We start from the raw sequence: 15,044 nt of genomic DNA on the forward strand, positions 1-15,044 counted from the left end.
TTGGAAGAAGATTTATAAGCAGAAGCGCCCGTGGAAAAAACATGCTTTGCTGATGTTGCTGGTGGGGGCGGTCTCCGCCCCATCCAGTTATTACGTGTTGCATCGCTTCGAAATTGGTATTGATCCTCAGAACAACCAATGTTTACCACCTTATCGAATTTATCTGGTCGATAAGGGCGATACCAAGCCCGTCAAAGGCACTACCTTTGCTTTCAGTTCGAAATACATGGGTAAGACAGGGAAAGGTATCAAAATGGTGGATGGGGTGGCTGGGGATGCCATCACTGTGAATGATGAGGAAACCACTGTTAACGGCTCAATGGTCGGTGAAGGCCTCGCGCTTGCCAATGAATCAGGTCACACCCCTCAGGAACTCACTCGTAAAGGTGTTATCCCAGAAGGTCGGGTCTGGTTGATGGGCCGAACAAAACTCAGCTTCGACTCTCGCTATTGGGGGACGGTGCCGGAAACACAAATCATAGGAAGGGCCTACCCAATATGGTAATTCAACAAAAAATCGCGACGTTTCACAAAACGCTTATCTCATTGGCTGTGCTTAGTAGCATGGCCTTTTCTGTCAATGCCGCGCCGCAGTCTGTGACAGATTTGCCCTCTCGGCCAGCCAGCGGATTCCAGGGAAAAGATCTGCCCTCTCGCCCAGTGGAAGTTACGAATAATGAAAAGGCCGATATTGAAAACCTTATCCGCGTGGCAAGAGAGCAACAAAAACAAGAAGAAGCAAATGCAAAGTTGGCGCGTGAAAATAACCGTGAAATGCTGCGTAAAATGCCTGAAACGCGTTCAGATAACGAAATGATAAGTGACGCTGTCACAGGTGCGATTGCTGATGCGGATATCGCTGATGGTAAACAAAATAAAATGGCGGGCGATTTTTACTATGTGTTGGTTTCTGCCTCTCTGTCTGATAAAGAAATTAAAGACATGATGACCGACTACAATGGCCGCAGAGATATTGCATTGGTCATTCGTGGCGTTACAGATAAAGCAAAATTAATGGACGAGCTTACTCGCTGGCAACAACTGGTGCTCGACTCAGGGGCAGAAGTAACAGTTAATCTGGATCCGGTCATTTTCAAAGATAATGCCGTTACGGCGGTGCCGACCATCATCCATGAGAAAGACGGCGAATTTGTTGCCAGTGTTTCCGGTATCTCGAATATCGACTTCCTAAAGGGTAAAACCGGTAAGCTGGGTACCGCAGGTCCAACCAAAGAGGTCGTAGAGCGCAGTCTACTGGATATGATTGAGGAAGGCGTGAAAAACCTCGATTTTGATCAGATGAAAAAAGATGCTTTAAATAATTATTGGCCTCGCCAACGCCAAGAGCTTGAAGCTTTCCCAACCGTTATGAGGCGTGCGACCCACACGATTGACCCGACGGTGATCATTCCGCAGGACATTGTCACGCCGGAAGGGGTTGTCGTCGCGAAAAAAGGGAAGGTCAACCCATTGGATGTGATACCTTTCGGCCAAAAGCTGATTGTGTTTGATGCCAGCGTGCCGTGGCAACGTGACTTTGCTCGCCAGGAATATGAAAACACGGAGCCGGGCATCAACCCTATACTGATCACAACCAACGTTTACGGTGATGGCTGGGATACCTTCAAAGATGCTGCACAACATTATGGTAAAAAAGCCCGCCTTTACATGATCCAGCCTGGTATGTCTGAACGCTTTGGGATTGAAGCGGTGCCCAGTGTCGTAACTGCTGACAGAAAGGTCTTCATTATCAACGAATACCCTGAAGCCAACTACGCACAAAAGGTGGCAAAATGAAATCCCTACACACGAAATTGAAATTATTCAGCTTGCACCTGATGGCGGCCACCGCAGTTTCCTTATGTTTTGCGGGCAATGCACTGGCTGACAAAACGGCGGAGACAGCACCTGCGGTCAACGAAGTTTGTCGTGATAACCAGCTTCTTTCTTTCAAGCTTTTTACCGACGTATGCTGGGGGTGTATCTTCCCAATCAAGGTGGCCGGAATTACAATGGGCCCCTCTGGTAAAGTGCCGGATAATGCGGCTGGTGGCATGGCCTGTGCCTGCCAAGACGGGCTTGGGGTATATCACCCCGGTGTGCTGACAGCAATGTGGGAACCCCGAAAAGTCATCGAACTGACGCGCACGCCGGGCTGCATGTCATCGTTGGGTGGGGTTAACTTAAACCTCGGAAACAACCTTCAGTACGGGATCCAAACCGATGGCGCTGATGAAGAACGCCGTAATAAATTTTCGATCAGTTTCTATAACGCACACATGTATGCCCTGCCACTTCTGCGCATGCTTGACCTGTATTTGCCAGGGCAATGTACTGCCGACCCATACAGTGACTTTGACGTGGTCAGTTTCTCCGAGATAGACCCAACCTGGAACAATACAGCCTTAGCCTTCTTCCAGAATCCAGAATCGGCTGCGGTGGCTAACGTTGTCGCACAGCAAGCTTGCGCCCTTGAGGCTGCGGCTCAATTTGCAGGTAAGCAGCCAATGGATTCGTTGTGGTGGTGTGCGGGCTCTTGGGGTGGACAATATCCATTAACGGGATCGGTACGAAGCATGGACACGCCACGGACAACCAGCCTGGCTGGTATTCGCGAACTTGCAGTTGAGCATCGTCGTGGTTTGGCGTATCGAACGATGGGGAATGACACTGTTTGCCGCTCGAAGATCTACCCAACTCTACCGAAGCAACAATACAAACTGAATATGTTCAGCCCGACACCGGAAACCAAAGAAGGCCACGAAGTCGGTGAATCCCCCTATCAGTGGCAAGGTGGCATGTACAGGTACCCAACGGGGAAAGGTCAGGATTCGACGTACATGATCTTCCAATGGATGGATTGCTGTCGGACGATTTAACACATTGTTTTATTGAATCAGACCCTTGTATCACTACAAGGGTTTTTTATTACCATGTTATTAGAGGGGATTCCGTCCTTTCACATGCTTTAGAATGACTCTGCCTGCATGATTCTTTCAGTTTTTCAAAAGCTATTATGTATTCTTCTGCCGGTTTATACCCTTTAATCCTAGCTTTATTAATCAGATAAATACCGAAATCGACATCTTTTGGAAATCCATCACCGTCTATATACATAGCCCCTAATGTGAATTCCGCGCGGGCGGATCCCTGACTTGCAGCCTGGTGAAACCAATACCCCGCTAAGCGGTAATTGACCTTACCACTTTTACCGAAGTAATAGTGTAACGCTAGAGACTCTTGGGATTTAAGATGGTTTTGCTTGGCTGCTTTAAGAAACGATTGCTCTGCAAGGTCGAATTTCCCCTCATTAGAATACCGCCAACCTGCCTTAAACAGATATTCCGGGTCGTTAATGAGTTGATTAGAGGCCGGATGATTTGTGTTTTTTTGCTGTGTATTTGCCCCAAAGGCTGGAAGGCACAGAGAGACAGTAAGATAAGCAATGGCTATCTTCTTCATAGAAACCTATTTATTATTTTTAATAAAATCAAACAACGAATAGGTTAAACGTTAACAAATTTTTATCAAATTGCAATTAGCCATTGAAAAAGGCAGGTGGGTGGCCTGCCTTTGTGAGGGGGTCGAACAGAGAGGGAGTTACTACTGGGTCGGACTATCGTCTTTTTGTTCGATGACTTCGGCTTGTTCGCTAGTTGCACCGTCCTCCGCTACTGCATTTTTGCCATTGTTGTCGTTCAGCTCTTTAACAGTGGCCGATGCGTGTCGGTCAAGGAGGTTAACCATATCGCGAATACTGTCGCGCAGACGGGTTTTGTAGTCGTCCACTTCATCCTGGTTGAACAGGTTGTTCAGCCACAGGCGGTCGAGCAAAGTGATCAGCTCGTCAAAACCACGGAACATTCGGACGACACGCATGGCGTCCGGCGTGCGCACGCGGATGTTATAGTCGCGCGGGGCTGTATAGGAAACTTCTTCGATACGGGACTTACCTGAAGATTTGGCTTGGTCTAGCACTTTGTTAAGCGCCGCAATGCCAGAGCTAATCTCTTTCTCAGGTCCCGCCAACACTTCGCCTACGGCCTTTTTGGTGCGTTCAATCGCGCCTTTTACGCCTAGACGCTCCAGGCTGGTGCTGTTGATGGTCAGGTTAAACAGCGCCTTTGACATTGGATTGTAGTGGCGTTGCTGCATGCGAATGCCTTCTTGCGTTTGCAGCTGGAACGGTACCGTGATCTCTGGGTTGGAGTATTCGCGGCGTTCGCGCGCAGCCCCTTGCCCTTTGCTCTGTCCGGTCTCGGTGTTACGGGGGCGGTTGCCACGGTTGTTACGTTTGTTTTGATCCTGCTTAACGTTATCAGTCACTTTAGCCTTCTCTGTCGTTGCCATGATTTGTCCTCACATTTAGTCGCATTTAAGCCTGGCTATTTAGTCATATGAAAACGGCCAAGTCATGGGAAAAGGCCAGCGTTTCGCGGAAGAAAAACAGTTCTTGATTTGGGCGATTATCTGAAGTAGGCTTTTGTAACAGCCTAGCTGATGGCTAACTCCTTCTCAGCATAACTTCCAACGTGAACCCGTAACTTTGGCGCGAAGACACCGCCACCTCCTGGTAGCCGAAAAGGCTTTCCTCACGGGTTTCGCACGCCTCAATCAGGCCAGAGCATCTCTGACGTGTTCTTGTTCTTCGAACAAAACATGTCACCTTGCCGCCCTACCAAAGGGTATTTTTGGATCTCAATCCAAACCAAAAAAATTGTTAACTTCCTCTTTTTTTAAATCCCGCGTTTTGTCTGTGCTCAGACGTCGTTTTTAACGACGTCTTCCGCTTTGTTTACATCTATTGAATCTTCACGTTTCAGGGTGTTTCTCTGTGGCCGGACTTCGCATATAAATTTATGGTGAATATTATGACTTCTTTCGAATTGCAAGGTTTTGTTTATATTAGCATGTTCCTCTCGTTGTTCTGGCGTCCTAAAAACGCATCGTTCGTAGTGCCAGCTGGTATTGCTTTTTATATTTACACAACCGGATTTGTGCAATCCACTATTCCTTTAATCATTGCCTGTGGCTGTCTGACTCTGTCAGCTGTTGTTCTGGCTGTTCAAATCATGTCTCGTTTCTCTTCTAAAGATGACGAACTTGATGAGTCTGACGATTCTGATGATTCCTCTGCTTCAAACGCCAAACGCCCTTCTCGTACTGTTATCACAGAGCACGAGGGTAAGTTGGTTTCTTTTGGTATGGCTCATTGGAAAAATGACCGCTCAAACGATATGTCCTTCTATGTTGAACTTGAAGGGCAAAATAAAGTTTGGGCTATTGGGCTTAAAAAAGCCGTTGAGAATTCTGGTGCTAAAATTGGTGACACGGTTGTTTTCTGGAAAGACTCCGAAGTGCGTACCAATAAAGCTCAGGTTCTTGATCGTAAAGGTAATGTGACTGGTTATCGCGACCTTGAAACAGACAAGCGTCGTGGGCTCTGGATCATGGAAGTTGTTAGCTAATATTCACTTATCTCTCCTAAACAAGCCCAGTTCTCTGGGCTTTTAACTCTTTTAAATCTATTAATTTCAAGGTGATTTATGAATATCGTTAAAGCTTCTACGTTTGAAACCTGTATTCGTTGCGGCAGTCGTTGTCAGTTGGAAGGTTTTGATGCTTCCCGCTGTACCTATACCCTCAATTGCAGAGATTGTGGTTGGCATTGCTGCAACCATGAAGGTGCTGATGATTGTCCGCTTTGCATCAGTCAAAACGATGACATTGCGCTTCGCGAATACGGTGTTAAAAACAGGGCTGAGGCCTTCAAGTTGATGGCTAAAGTTAAACAAATGCTGTCTTCCGTTGCATGCAACATTGATAAGAACCGATTGAGGAAAAAAGACCGAAACCGTCTTGAAGACGCGTTTATGGTCTGTGTCCACCTCGATGGTACGAGCTATTGCAAAGGTTTTACGTACCGAGCCTCTCTGGATTTCATTTATCGTCGATACATGCAGTTAGCTGCTGCTTATCATTGATTTTCGTGCGGCCTTTCGCCATTTATCATCTTAACTTCCCAAGAAACCCAGCCTATGCTGGGTTTTTTTTTGCCTATTGATTGACCCAGTGGCTACTATCGCTTACTCTGTTCTGGCGATTTACTCGCATAACTTCCGGCAATAGCCCTTAACCAAAACACCTAATTTCGGCCACCAGCGCCTCAACGAATGGATCCTGTATTCATTCTCACGGCTTTCCCTTGCCTACAAAACAGAATTCGACGGCCCGGTGCCCTTTGGCTTCGGGCTTTTTGCTGTGCGTCGAACCGGTGTTTTTCCTCACGCTGAGGAATATCAATGCGGCCAGTCATCCTACTGGTCAATGCTTTACCCTTAACTTCCTTGTATCTCAAACTTTCTAACTTCTACCTGCCTATTGGTTTTCCAATCAAGGTGGTTGGCATTTTTTTGCCAAAAATATTCTTAATTTTTTAAATATTTTAAATCTATTAATGAGGTATTAATTATGTTCTCTAAAGCTAAAGGTACTGTTGCTATTGACCCTCGTTACACTCCTGCCCGTAACGGTAAAGATTCAGTTATCTTTTTCCGCTTAGGCTGTGAAATGACGATCAATAAACAGAAAGTTACTGAGTTCTACTCTATGAAGGCTTTCGGTAACGTTGCGGACTTCCTCAACAATACCATCAAGAAAGACTCTGAGATCTCTATCGAAGCCATTGCTCGCTCTGTTCGCTTTGTAAAAGATGGCGTTGATACTCACCGTACTGAGTTTCATGTTTTCTATGTCCACGATATTGCCACTAATTTGGTTGTCGATACTCGTGTCAATGAAGCTAAACCTCAGTCCTACATTGAGCCAGTAACACCCGCAACGCAGCCTCAGCAACCGACTCGTTCTCCAGAAATGAAGAAACGTGAAGAAGCTGAGTTGATTTGGCAGAAAATGACCGATGAAGAGGTTAAATCTGTTGGTAATAAATTCCGCGAAGTCTATCAAGCTGCAATTGCATCAGCCAATGCTAAAAGAGCCGTAAATAGCCGACCTGTGGATGTTGCAGCTACCGTTTCGAAAGAAACGACTACTGCACCTAAACCACGTTCGTTTGTCTCTCCTGCAAGTCCTACGCATCACATTCTTGCTGCAAGAGCTGCGGTCGTAAATGGTAGCTATACCGATATGCGTGGTTAATCGGTGGCATTTTCATATCTGCCTTACGGAAAACATTCTATTTAAATCTATTAAAGAGGTATTACCATGTCTTATTCGAACAACAGCCGTCGCGTTTATGACAACAATAACGCGAAAAGAGCCAACACTGACATCACTGTCAGGGTTGATACTGTGACCCGTCACATGATGACTCTAGGTAGTCAGTTTGAAAAGGCTGCAATGCACCCAAATATCTCCTTCCAGAGAGAGTGTGTGTTTGCTAAGCACATCATTAACAACAGTGACTACCTCACTGGAATTGCGTTGACTAACCCGCGTTCTTTCGAGACCGCGTTTTTACAGTTAGCGAGTTCCGGTTTGACGCTCGACCCTTCGCAGAAACTGGCTTATCTGGTTCCGCGAAATAATCGAGTGATCTTGGATGTTTCTTATCTCGGCCTCATTAAAATGGCTACAGATGAAGGGCTCTGCCAGGATATTGTTGCTGAATTGGTGTTTGAGAAAGATGCAGTATTTAAACCACAAGGTCGTCGTCAAAGTCCGATTCATGAGTTTGACCCCTTTGCTAGCAAAGGAGATTTAATTCTGACGGTAACGGATAAAGGCACCTTAGGCGCTCGTGGTAACTTCCGTGGTGTCTATGTGGATTTTCTCATGCGTGATGGCCGCAACCTCGTTTACTTCGTAACTGTAGAAGATTTAGCTGCTGCTCGTGCAGTGTCTGAATCCTGGAAAAAAGTGGATAAAAGAGCGTCTTCCCCGTGGACAACCTTCCCGTGGAAAATGGTTCTTAAATCCGCCCTTAAACAAACCGTTCATTTAATCCCAGGCAATCGAACTCGGATCAGCGCAGTGATTGATTATCTCAATACCTACGGTGAAGAAGGGTTCAAATCTTCCGCTCATGTCCCTGTTGAAGCTGCTGCTGCTGAAATGGCTCAACGTCAAGCTGCTCAGGCTGCTAACAATGACGTTGCTTCATCTCAGGCTAATGCTGCCGATGACAGTGTTATTGAGGGTGAAGTTGTTGCTCATAATGACGTCACTACTCCTGAACAGGAGTCACAGCCTGTTATGCAGGAACCTCAGTCTGCTTCCGTTGATGTTCAAACGGAATCAACTGCTGGTGATTCTCAGCCAGAAGAACTTCAAGTTCCGATGTCTGATATTCCTGGTGTTCGTCAAAGCAGTTTCAAACGTATTGCAAAACTCGTGACTCGCGCTGAAAAAACGCTGGCTTACGAAACCATGATCGCAGAACTGAAAGATGCTTTTTCCTTCAATGACAGCGAATTGGTTTACGCAAAACGTCAACTGGAACAATCGCGCCGTGATCTGCTCAGTGCAAAAGTTTCTGAGTCCATTCACCAGTGTGATTTTGGGATCGCAAATGACTTTGTTAATCGTCTCGCTGACGGTGAGTTTAAAGCCAGTGCAACACAGTGGGTTTCTTCTGTTGAGGTCGAAACTAACTCAATGCAAGTGCTTTACTCCCAAGCTCTTCAGTCCGGTCAATTCGACGAACTTGAGTCAGCCTTAAATTCAGTCAAACACAAGGGTCTCAAAGAGATGCTGTGCGAACTGATTTCTACGGCTAAAGCGGCATAAAACATAACCGGCATTTTTTGCCGGTTTTTTTAATTTTATAAATTTTTATGGTGATCGTATGTCTGATTCAATCTGTGAAATTGTCGATATTGAACAAGGAACTCCTGAGTGGCACAAATGGCGTAGAACCGGTGTTACCGCAACATGCTCCCCTATTCTTATGGGTGCGCCTGGTGCAATGAAAACGCCCTATCAGTTGTACCTTCAGTATGCAGGCTTGCTTGCATCTGAAGATTTATCTGCTATCAAGCAGGTAGATGCCGGTAACAAACTCGAAGCGCTTGCGCGGTCATACTGTGAAAATGAGTTGGGGCAAATTGCTTCACCTTTTTGCGTTCGACATGCCAAGTATCCGTTCATGATAGCTTCGCTTGATGGACAGCTCGATGACCGTTCCGTACTGGAAATCAAGAATCTCTCTGAGAAAAAACATTTAGCCATCCTTGAACAAGGTTCAGCTTCGCCGGAATTTAAATATTACTTCTGGCAGGTTCAGCACCAACTATTCGTAACAGGTGCCCCACAAGCTTATCTCGTTTTTTGGTCCGCTAAAGATCAGCCGAAGATTTTCCTCATCAAACCAAACCAAACTGCTTTCAACCGCTTATTTGCTGCATGCAAAGAATTTTGGGAACGTTTAGAGGAAAAGGTCGCTCCGGCTTTTGATAAACAGCAAGACATCCTGCTGATTTCTGATGCTGAAATTTTGGCTCAGACCAGTGAATTTACTGCTCCCGATGACCTCTCTGCTCGTATTGCTGATATCCGCCGTCAAGTTGCGAATGTCCGCGCCAAAGAAGTTGAGTTTGAGGCCGTAAAAGCCCAGCTGTCTGATCTCGAAGAAACGCTTAAGGCGTCTATTCAAGGTCTGGCAATAGGTCTTGGGTTTAATAGTAATGACCCTATTCGCATTGACGGATTTGGTTTTCGCTATCTGGAAAGTAAAGTCAAAGGTCGTACAAACTGGAAAATGATCTCAGAGCGTCTTAATGCTACTGCTGAACAGTATCCTGATTGTGTCACCCAGGAATCGTTACGCTCCACTTTGTCAGTGTATGAATATGACGCCTCCCCTGAGGATAGCGTTTATGTTCCACCTGAAGCCTTCAAACCTATTGTTGCTGAAGGTGATGCACTGCCTGATGTTGCTGATACCGCCTTGTTGTTGTTTTAACTCATACACACCCGACTTCGGTCGGGTTTTTTCTTGTTGACCTTGTGCGCGCAATTGATTATTGTAGCGGTGCGGTACACACCGCCTAACTTCTGGCATCTCGCCCCTAAACACCTAATTTCGGCCATATCGCCCTTCTGAATGCGTTTAATCTCATTCACACGGCACACGCATATCTGTACCAAATTCGATAGCCCGTTGCTTTTTAAGCTGCGGGTTTTTTTATGCGTCGAAAACGGTGTTTCGTTCTCATGCTGAGAACTACAAGTGCCTCCAGTCACTCTACTGGAACTTTGCAATACATTAAATCTCGCCTCTTTCCTGAGGCCTTAAACCTTTTAAATCTATTAATTTCAGGAGTCTCTCCATGTTTATCGTTAATCTGACTGCATATAAAGCATCCGACGCACAACGCGAAATGGGTGTGATTGATGTTGAACGTAACATTTCACAAGTTATTCGTGAAAAGCTCTCGTTCAATGACTGCCCTACTGTTTCGTTAATGCAACAACGTGCCGACGACCTTGCGGATATCGCTTTGCTGCTTTGTTCTCGTCACCAAGCTGAAGGTGTTTTGGTTTATGCCAAAACCTACTTTATGCCTACCCTGATCTCTTCGCTTTCTGAGCGTGGAATCAAGGCGTATGCCACCTATGCACCTAAGTCGATTGTCTGTGAACAAGGACAAATGAGTAGCCGGTACACGCATTCCAATCTGGTTTGCTGTTCTCCTGCCGCTTAATACAACGACTCTTCACTTTTTAAACTCCCTAAATTTTTTAAATCTATCTAAATTAATGAGGTTACTTTCATGACTACTTTTAACACTACTTTATCTGCTGATGCCCTGGTTCGTAACGTTGCTATCTCTCCGGAGCTATTCGGCGTTGTCATTCCAAAGGATTCGACAGTAAAAGTTAAACCGTATGCAGGTTTCGCTCCGGATAACGCATTCAGTGCGGCCATTCCTACCCGAAACAATAACTACGTGTTTGAGCCCTCCCTGCGTGCTTCTGTCTTGATGTGGATTAACTACCCCCAAGGTCAGTCGCTTTGGATTTCTGGTCCAACAGGTTGCGGTAAAACCAGTATTGTCGAGCAAGTTGCTGCACGACTGAACTGGCCTTTGATGAAAACAACGGCTTCACAGGATTTGGACATTAATAGTCTTGTCGGTGGTCTTCGTCTCGTTTGTGACAAAATGACCGGTGATACCCGTACAGACTTCCTTTATGGTCCTCTGGCACTGGCTTACAAGTTTGGCCTTATTTTTCTTTTAGACGAATATGACCAACTAGACCCAAGCTGTGCTAACGCTTTTAACGCTATTTTGGAGGGTGGGAATCTTGTTATTCCTGAAACCAATGAAGTGATCAAAAAGCATCCTAACTTCCGATTTGTCGCTACTGCCAACTCTATCGGCCAGGGTGACTTAACGGGTGTCTACGGTGGTGTAAAGGTATTGAACGTAGCGAACCTTGATCGCTACATGTTCATCAACGCCAACTACATGCCGAAAGACGTTGAAACCTCGTTAATTCAAAAGTTTATTTCTGAAAAGGTTCTTGCCGCTAAGTTAGTTGACGTGGCTAACACCATTCGTAAGTTGTTTGTCGGCAGTGATATCGCTGGTGATTTTAACCAGCCCGCTGATGGCTCTGCTATCAACGTCCCCACTGTTTCGCCAGACACGCGTTTGTCTGTTACTTGCTCTACACGCTCTCTGATTGCTTGGGTTGAACGTTTCTCGCTGATGCAGCAGGCTAAAATGCCTAATGCTCTGCAATTTTCTTTCGACCTGCAAATCGGTAACCGCGCTGGTGCTGATGATAAACGTGCTCTGCACGCCATCCTCAAAGCCATTTTCGGTTAAGCCTCGCTAAAGCCTCTCTGAATATAACTCTCTAAATATCGGCCCATCTTCGGGCCTTTTTAATTTCTTAAATCTATTAAATAAGGTAATTATTATGTCTATCAACACTCCAACTCAAGCTAACAACCAAGTCCTTGAACAACTGATCCTGGTCTCTCTTTCTGATATTTCGGGTATTAGCGGTCGTAAGAAACTGAAGAAAGAAGATTTTGGTGTTGGTGCCGATTTGCCACCGGATGTTATGGTGTCTCTCGGTTCCAAAAAAGTCATTGACCCGAAACTCATTAACCCGTTTGAACGTTTAAAGACTAAAGCTCATAGCTTATGTCAGGGTGTCGGGATTCGCTTTATGGGTGGCTATGCTATCCCTACCGACAAGGTTAATGAACTTATCAGTAGTTTGAATGACGTTAAGCAAGAGTTTTATGCCTACAAAAAAGAGTTTTTGAAAGCCGATTTTAATGGCTGGATCAACTCTTTCGAGGAAAAGTATCGTGCAATCTTATTGCGTGATGCGGCGATTGATATCGGCTATATGGAAGCTCAAATTCAATTTGGGTTTACTGCGATTCATATCACCCCTTACGGCAATGCCATCATTGAAGATGGTTTTGCAGGCCAAGTGAAAAGTTTAGCGGACGAAATCTACGAAGAAGTTTCGTCTATTGCAGAAGGGTATTTGAAGAATTTGAATCCCAATGCAATTTCGCAACACACGTTGAATCCTCTTCGTGTTGCTGTAGGAAAGTTTCGCACGTTATCCTTTATAGACTCCAGTGTTGAAGGTTTGTGTGAGTACATGTCTCAAGTCCTCGATAACTTACCTTTGACAGGTAAAATTACCGGTAAAGACTACAACGATGCATTGTCTCTTCTTAATAACCTGCGTGACCCGCATGCTGCTAAGTCCTTCGTTTCGTTGTTTTCAAATCCGCAAGCTGCTTCTGGTTTGGATGCCTCATTGGTTGCTGTCGATTCTTTTGAATTGCCATCTACCGATTTGGTTTCTCCACCAGCGCAAACGGTTTTGGAACAAGCCCCTGCTCCTGCTGAAGTGGTTACACACACTAACGCATTTGCAGTCGCTGAAACGATTGATGATAACTTCCTGGCTGATCTGCCAACTGACCTGCCACCGGCTGGCCCTGTTGCTGATCCCATTGTTTCAGAGGCTAATACACCGGCTTCTGTTGAAGTTGCCCCGGCTGCTGAGTCAATCGAAGTTGTTGATGACAGCGCGATGCTTGGCTCGTTTATCGACCCAACTGCTGAGCCTGTAAATCTGAACGCTCCGGCTTCCGAAACACTCGATACTGTGGTGTTTGCTGATGTCGATTCAGATGATGACGGTATTATGTTGTTCTAAATTCTAAGGCCCCTTCGAGGGCCTTTTTTAATTCCTTAATTCTGGACAGTTTCTAGTCCCTTTAAATCTATTAAATCTATTGTGAGGTAAGTATGGGTATTTATAACTCGCTGCCTATCGTTGCACGCGCCCTGAGTGATCAGTTTGGTGTAAAAGTTACGGTTGGTGGTTCTACGGCTTATGCCTCTCAGCAAGGTACTTCATTCACTATCAACATTCCTTTTTATAAAGATGCTGAAGAGTTGTCTGACGTCCTTCTGGGTTATTTGGTTCACGAAGCAGCTCATGTCAAATACACAGAGTTTCCTATTCTGGTAGAAGGCATTCCTGCTCGCGCCAAACAAGGCTACAACCCAAGTGTGCTTCATCAGCTGGTAAACATAACCGAAGACCTTCGTATTGAACGTGCGATTGGACGTCGTTTCCCTGGTGTACCTTCATATCTCAAAGCGTTAAATCACTTTGTTTTTAATGAAGATGCGCAACCAACTGATGATCCTGCTGTAGCGTTTCTCAACGGTTTGCTGCTATGTGGTTTCAAACGTTATCACGCGCTGAACATTCCTGTTGAGCAAGCCCAAGCAGACTTCATTCGCTTGTTCGGACAAAACATGTTTGACACCGCGATGGACCTTCTCGGTTTGGCGATTAACGCGCCATCAATTGCTGACTGTCTGGATATTTCCTGTCGTCTGTACGATCTCGCAGTAGATGCTTTTAACGAAAATCAACAAGACCAACAAGATCAGCCTTCTGGAACTGATGACGACTCTTCGTCTGAACCAAGCAGTGATAACTCACAGCCTGGCGATGACAATGGGAGTCCAGATTCCGAAGCTGATGCTGACGGTAATTCTTCAGGCGACCAATCGTCTCAAGGATCAGCTGATCAGCCTGGTGATGAACCTGATAATGATGACAACTCGGCTTCTGGCGGAGATGATTCCTCAGGTGATTCAACCAGCTCTTCATCTTCTAAAACAGCCAACTCAGACCCTTTTGCCAATATCACTGACGATGACCTCCAAGTGGTTATTAAAGGTGCTGGTGAGCGTTTGAATGACTGTGTTGAAGATACTGTTCCTCCAAGTGAGCGCACTCCTGCCGCCACCCCGTTCGGCATTGCTCCTGCTAAGCGTCATGCAACGTCTGAAGCTTCGGTTCTCCGAGGTGTTCAGGCTGCGTCTGGCCTTCGTCAGTCAATGCATGGGCTTCTTCAGGGTATGCAGCAAATTCGTCGTACACATAAAGAAACTGGTCGTGTTTTGGATACGCGTCGGCTGACTTCGGCTCTTCTAGGAGAAAACAAGTTATTCCGTCATAAATCCAAAGCTGTTGAGTTCAACTCTGCCTTTACTGTTCTGCTTGATTCAAGTAGTTCCTTGGGTTCTGACATGGTTGAAGCGGAAGCTGCTGTTGTCTCCTTGCTCTTTGCATTGGATGGCATCAAAGGTGTTTCGACTTCGGCCTATCATTTCCCGCATGCAACCACAAACAATGTTGGCTTGCTAAAAGCGCGTGAACAAAGCTTCCGGGCTGCGGTTAACGCAAAACAATTCGGTATTAGCGCAAATGGTTGCACGCCACTGGAACAAGCTTTATGGCCTGCGTTCAGTGATTTGCTAAACGCGCGTGCTGATCGCCATGTCATGGTTGTGGTCACTGATGGCAAGCCCGATAACTCGGGACCTGTTGTTCAGATGGTCAAGGACGCGAAAAAAGAAGGTGTGATTGTAATTGGTATTGGCTTCGGCGGTGCCAATGAAAACGTTATGACTTCTCTATTCGATGACACTGGTGTTGCTGTTGGTTCTGTCTCTGCCCTTCGCGGAAAACTTCTTGAGGTCTCCCGCAAAGCTTTAACTCGTTAATTTTATAACTTT

15 protein-coding genes are annotated in these 15,044 nt (G+C 45.8%); 11 read left to right on the forward strand and 4 right to left on the reverse strand.

The features are described from left to right. Window positions 1–52: 52 nt before the first annotated feature. From lepB to PSF28_RS17475, 3 genes are read left to right on the forward strand one after another with little or no spacing between them, the layout of a single operon-like run. A complete protein-coding gene (gene lepB / locus PSF28_RS17465; protein WP_131680434.1) occupies window positions 53–505 on the forward strand; it encodes a signal peptidase I in 453 nt (150 codons plus the stop codon). Beyond that, window positions 499–1,797: a TrbC family F-type conjugative pilus assembly protein gene (locus PSF28_RS17470; protein WP_239509711.1), complete on the forward strand. Its 1,299-nt coding sequence runs from the start codon at window positions 499–501 to the stop codon at window positions 1,795–1,797. The genes lepB and PSF28_RS17470 overlap by 7 nt, the downstream gene beginning before the upstream one ends. A gap of 41 nt (window positions 1,798–1,838) precedes the next feature. Further along, window positions 1,839–2,879, forward strand: coding sequence for a TraU family protein (locus PSF28_RS17475; protein ID WP_131680436.1), 1,041 nt, complete (start codon window positions 1,839–1,841; stop codon window positions 2,877–2,879). Between the two features lie 49 nt (window positions 2,880–2,928). On the opposite strand, the gene PSF28_RS17480 is transcribed toward PSF28_RS17475, so the two are convergent. Beyond that, the gene (locus PSF28_RS17480) at window positions 2,929–3,462 is read right to left on the reverse strand and encodes a tetratricopeptide repeat protein (RefSeq protein ID WP_094962202.1); all 534 of its coding nucleotides are present in this window, start codon (window positions 3,460–3,462) and stop codon (window positions 2,929–2,931) included. Window positions 3,463–3,603: 141 nt separating this feature from the next. Further along, entirely contained in the window at window positions 3,604–4,350 is a 747-nt protein-coding gene (locus tag PSF28_RS17485) for an AcaB family transcriptional regulator (protein WP_131680365.1), read from the reverse strand. Window positions 4,351–4,871: 521 nt separating this feature from the next. Here PSF28_RS17485 and PSF28_RS17490 point away from each other — a divergent pair. Then, window positions 4,872–5,468 (forward strand): hypothetical protein, encoded by a 597-nt coding sequence (locus PSF28_RS17490; RefSeq protein WP_094962200.1) that lies wholly within the window; start codon window positions 4,872–4,874, stop codon window positions 5,466–5,468. A gap of 66 nt (window positions 5,469–5,534) precedes the next feature. Here the strand turns inward: PSF28_RS17490 and PSF28_RS17495 are convergent, their stop codons facing one another. Beyond that, on the reverse strand, window positions 5,535–5,795 hold the full coding sequence (locus PSF28_RS17495; protein ID WP_094962199.1) for a hypothetical protein: 261 nt from the start codon (window positions 5,793–5,795) through the stop codon (window positions 5,535–5,537). Window positions 5,796–6,166: 371 nt separating this feature from the next. Continuing rightward, a complete protein-coding gene (locus PSF28_RS17500) occupies window positions 6,167–6,328 on the reverse strand; it encodes a hypothetical protein (RefSeq protein WP_165568267.1) in 162 nt (53 codons plus the stop codon). Window positions 6,329–6,471: 143 nt separating this feature from the next. Between PSF28_RS17500 and PSF28_RS17505 the strand changes: the two genes are divergently transcribed. The 7 genes from PSF28_RS17505 to PSF28_RS17535 all read left to right on the forward strand — a co-directional run bounded on the left by PSF28_RS17505 (window position 6,472) and on the right by PSF28_RS17535 (window position 15,032). After that, entirely contained in the window at window positions 6,472–7,158 is a 687-nt protein-coding gene (locus PSF28_RS17505) for a single-stranded DNA-binding protein (RefSeq protein WP_094962198.1), read from the forward strand. Window positions 7,159–7,224: 66 nt separating this feature from the next. After that, window positions 7,225–8,748 carry a recombinase RecT gene (locus PSF28_RS17510; RefSeq protein WP_094962197.1) on the forward strand — a complete coding sequence of 508 codons (1,524 nt, stop codon included), beginning with the start codon at window positions 7,225–7,227 and terminating at the stop codon, window positions 8,746–8,748. A 58-nt stretch (window positions 8,749–8,806) separates the two neighbouring features. After that, window positions 8,807–9,922: a lambda-exonuclease family protein gene (locus tag PSF28_RS17515; protein WP_136135147.1), complete on the forward strand. Its 1,116-nt coding sequence runs from the start codon at window positions 8,807–8,809 to the stop codon at window positions 9,920–9,922. A gap of 367 nt (window positions 9,923–10,289) precedes the next feature. Beyond that, window positions 10,290–10,664 (forward strand): hypothetical protein, encoded by a 375-nt coding sequence (locus PSF28_RS17520; protein ID WP_094962195.1) that lies wholly within the window; start codon window positions 10,290–10,292, stop codon window positions 10,662–10,664. A gap of 246 nt (window positions 10,665–10,910) precedes the next feature. Continuing rightward, on the forward strand, window positions 10,911–11,795 hold the full coding sequence (locus PSF28_RS17525) for an AAA family ATPase (RefSeq protein WP_272671830.1): 885 nt from the start codon (window positions 10,911–10,913) through the stop codon (window positions 11,793–11,795). A 94-nt stretch (window positions 11,796–11,889) separates the two neighbouring features. Continuing rightward, window positions 11,890–13,161, forward strand: a complete 1,272-nt coding sequence (locus tag PSF28_RS17530) for a DUF3150 domain-containing protein (RefSeq protein WP_094962193.1) — start codon at window positions 11,890–11,892, stop codon at window positions 13,159–13,161. A 626-nt stretch (window positions 13,162–13,787) separates the two neighbouring features. Further along, window positions 13,788–15,032 carry a VWA domain-containing protein gene (locus PSF28_RS17535; protein WP_240704988.1) on the forward strand — a complete coding sequence of 415 codons (1,245 nt, stop codon included), beginning with the start codon at window positions 13,788–13,790 and terminating at the stop codon, window positions 15,030–15,032. Window positions 15,033–15,044 lie beyond the last annotated feature (12 nt).

It is taken from the genome of Providencia sp. PROV130, assembly GCF_028482225.1.
GTDB classification, from domain to species: domain Bacteria; phylum Pseudomonadota; class Gammaproteobacteria; order Enterobacterales; family Enterobacteriaceae; genus Providencia; species Providencia rettgeri.

Excerpts from the sequence above, each read along its gene's own strand:
- PSF28_RS17485 (WP_131680365.1), bottom strand. The coding sequence starts at position 4,350 with ATGGCAACGACAGAGAAGGCTAAAGTGACTGATAACGTTAAGCAGGAT.
- PSF28_RS17470 (WP_239509711.1), top strand. The coding sequence starts at position 499 with ATGGTAATTCAACAAAAAATCGCGACGTTTCACAAAACGCTTATCTCA.
- PSF28_RS17490 (WP_094962200.1), top strand. The coding sequence starts at position 4,872 with ATGACTTCTTTCGAATTGCAAGGTTTTGTTTATATTAGCATGTTCCTC.
- PSF28_RS17520 (WP_094962195.1), top strand. The coding sequence starts at position 10,290 with ATGTTTATCGTTAATCTGACTGCATATAAAGCATCCGACGCACAACGC.
- PSF28_RS17480 (WP_094962202.1), bottom strand. The coding sequence starts at position 3,462 with ATGAAGAAGATAGCCATTGCTTATCTTACTGTCTCTCTGTGCCTTCCA.
- PSF28_RS17530 (WP_094962193.1), top strand. The coding sequence starts at position 11,890 with ATGTCTATCAACACTCCAACTCAAGCTAACAACCAAGTCCTTGAACAA.
- PSF28_RS17510 (WP_094962197.1), top strand. The coding sequence starts at position 7,225 with ATGTCTTATTCGAACAACAGCCGTCGCGTTTATGACAACAATAACGCG.
- PSF28_RS17475 (WP_131680436.1), top strand. The coding sequence starts at position 1,839 with ATGGCGGCCACCGCAGTTTCCTTATGTTTTGCGGGCAATGCACTGGCT.
- PSF28_RS17535 (WP_240704988.1), top strand. The coding sequence starts at position 13,788 with ATGGACCTTCTCGGTTTGGCGATTAACGCGCCATCAATTGCTGACTGT.
- lepB (WP_131680434.1), top strand. The coding sequence starts at position 53 with ATGTTGCTGGTGGGGGCGGTCTCCGCCCCATCCAGTTATTACGTGTTG.
- PSF28_RS17505 (WP_094962198.1), top strand. The coding sequence starts at position 6,472 with ATGTTCTCTAAAGCTAAAGGTACTGTTGCTATTGACCCTCGTTACACT.
- PSF28_RS17515 (WP_136135147.1), top strand. The coding sequence starts at position 8,807 with ATGTCTGATTCAATCTGTGAAATTGTCGATATTGAACAAGGAACTCCT.